Source organism: Patulibacter minatonensis DSM 18081, from assembly GCF_000519325.1.
Taxonomy (GTDB): domain Bacteria; phylum Actinomycetota; class Thermoleophilia; order Solirubrobacterales; family Solirubrobacteraceae; genus Patulibacter; species Patulibacter minatonensis.
The window spans coordinates 5,519,653-5,521,807 of sequence record NZ_KI912613.1 but is presented as its reverse complement, the minus strand read 5'-3'; the positions used below and the strand labels follow the sequence as shown (position 1 = coordinate 5,521,807).

Below are 2,155 nucleotides of genomic sequence, written 5' to 3'. Positions count from 1 at the left end.
ATGCCCAGCTGCCGAAGCCGCCGAGTGCGCTGATGATGTCCGGGGTGTACGGCCGCACGCAGTCGAGCATCGGTGTGGCCTCCTTCGTCACGCGGCCCACCTTGTTCAGGAACGGCGTGCCATTGGTGAGGAGAGTGTTGAGCTCGGGCGCGACCTTGGTCGTCGTCCGCACGGTCGAGAGCGCCGCGGGGACGATCGAGGACAGGTTCTGCAGCGCGGGCGTCGCGGCCTTGGCGAGCGGGCGGATCTTCTTCGCGCCCGGCTTCAGGTCGTCGACGAGCTGCTGGAGGCCGCCGAGGCTGCCGTCCACGCGCCGGAGGGTCGTGCGGGTCTCGCCGAGCGCCGACGGGATGCCGTCGAGCGTCTGCTGGACCTGCGTCGACCGGGCGGCGAACGCCTGGAAGGTGCGGGAGGACACGGTGACGAGGTCCTGGACCTGCCCCGAGCGGGCGGCGAGGATCTTCGTCAGGCGGTCGGCGTTCGTGATCAGGCCGGACAGCGCGACGCTGTCGCCGCCGAGGTCCTTGAGGAACCCGTCGATCTGCTTGAGGCCCTCGGGCGTGGAGGCGAGCGAGTCGTTGGTGTCCTGCTCGGACCCCGACAGCGCCCGGTCCATCTTCTGCGTCAGGTCCGTGACGGACTGCCGCGTCTTGCCGTTGAGCGTGTTGAGCACCGCGTCGATGTCGACCGCGGGACGCGTGTCCTTCGTGGCGATGATGCCGCCCTCGGGGAGGTCCTTGCCGCCCTTCGGCCCGAGCTGCAGGTCGACGCGCCTGGTACCGGAACCGATCGTGGTGCCGTACCGGGAGGTCGCCGTCGTGCCCTGCGGGATCGGCCAGTAGTCGTCCGAGATGCCCATCTCGACGACCGCGCGGCCGTCCTTGTACTCGACGTCGGAGATCTTGCCGGCGTCACGGCCGTCGATCGCGACGTCCTGACCCGGGCGGAGGTTGAAGGCGGTCGGGAACGCCGCCTTGATGTGGTGCGGCTCTGACCGGGTCCCGATGACCCAGATCACGAACCACACGAGGACGGCAGCGCCGATGATGGACCACGGGTGGCCGACGAGCCACCGGCCGCCTCGCACCGCGGGATTTGGGCCGCGCCGGCCCGACGCCTGGGCTCGAACCTTGGTGCGGTTCGGGCCCAGCTTGCGCAGGGGCGTACGCGTGTTGTCCTGATCAGACACGACTGTTCAGCCTCCGACGGGCAGCTTGGAATCGGCGCCCCAGAAGAGGATCGTGAAGCCCTCGTTGAGCACCATCGTCAGGATCAGCGCCACCACCATCGATCGGGCGGTCGCCTCACCAACTCCTACGGGTCCGCCCTTGGCGTTGATCCCGTAGTACATCGCCGCGATCACGATCGCGACCCACATCACCAACGTCTTCAGATAACTGAAGATCACCGACGGTGCATCAGTGAACGCCCAGTGCACCGATTCCCATGCCCCGCGCGAGATCTCGCCGATCTGGAACAAGATGACGAACACCTCACCCAGGTAGAACAGCACCAGACCACTGATGAAGATCGGCAGGCTGACGAGGATGTTCGCCAAGAGGCGGGTGCCGACGAGGTAGCGCATCGGGTTGATGCCCAGCGACTCCATCGCGTCGATCTCCTCGTTGATCCGCATCGACCCCAGCTCGGCGACGTAGCCGCAACCGATCTTCGCGCCGATCATGTACGCGAACATGAACGGCGTCGCCTCACGCACCGGACAGATCGCCGAGAACACCCCGGCATACGACGAGGCGCCGTAGCCGCGCAGGACATACACGGCCTCGTTGCCGCACGTCAGTCCGAACGTGAACTGCATCGCCCACAACACCATCGCGGACCCGGTGATCAACAACGCGACCTGCCGCATCATCTCCGCGGAATACCGCAGCGTGCCGCGCAGCTCCAAGAACGACCGGCCCGCGAACGCACCGATCTGCCCGGCCTCCACCAGGATGTTGCGGACCGGGTCGACGAACCCCGCAGCGAACCGCTCCAGACCGGTCGGGGTGCCCTTGCGGCCCGCCCCGGTGGGCTGGTACGGCGCGGGAGAGTTTCCAGCTTCCATAGCTCTCAGCCCCTAGCGGAGGGTCGCGGTCTCCGGGAACGCGCCCAAGAGCAGCGAGTTCAGGAGATAGTTGTAGATGTAGATCGC

General features: G+C 67.2%; 2 protein-coding genes. Both read right to left on the bottom strand.

Annotated features, from left to right (window positions below; genetic code table 11):
* Nucleotides 1–1,189, bottom strand: a 1,189-nt coding sequence (locus PATMI_RS0126055; RefSeq protein WP_157260983.1) for an MlaD family protein, incomplete at its 3' end; no start/stop codon positions are given.
* A gap of 6 nt (nucleotides 1,190–1,195) precedes the next feature.
* Nucleotides 1,196–2,068 carry an MlaE family ABC transporter permease gene (locus PATMI_RS0126050; RefSeq protein WP_026912466.1) on the bottom strand — a complete coding sequence of 291 codons (873 nt, stop codon included), beginning with the start codon at nucleotides 2,066–2,068 and terminating at the stop codon, nucleotides 1,196–1,198.
* Nucleotides 2,069–2,155 lie beyond the last annotated feature (87 nt).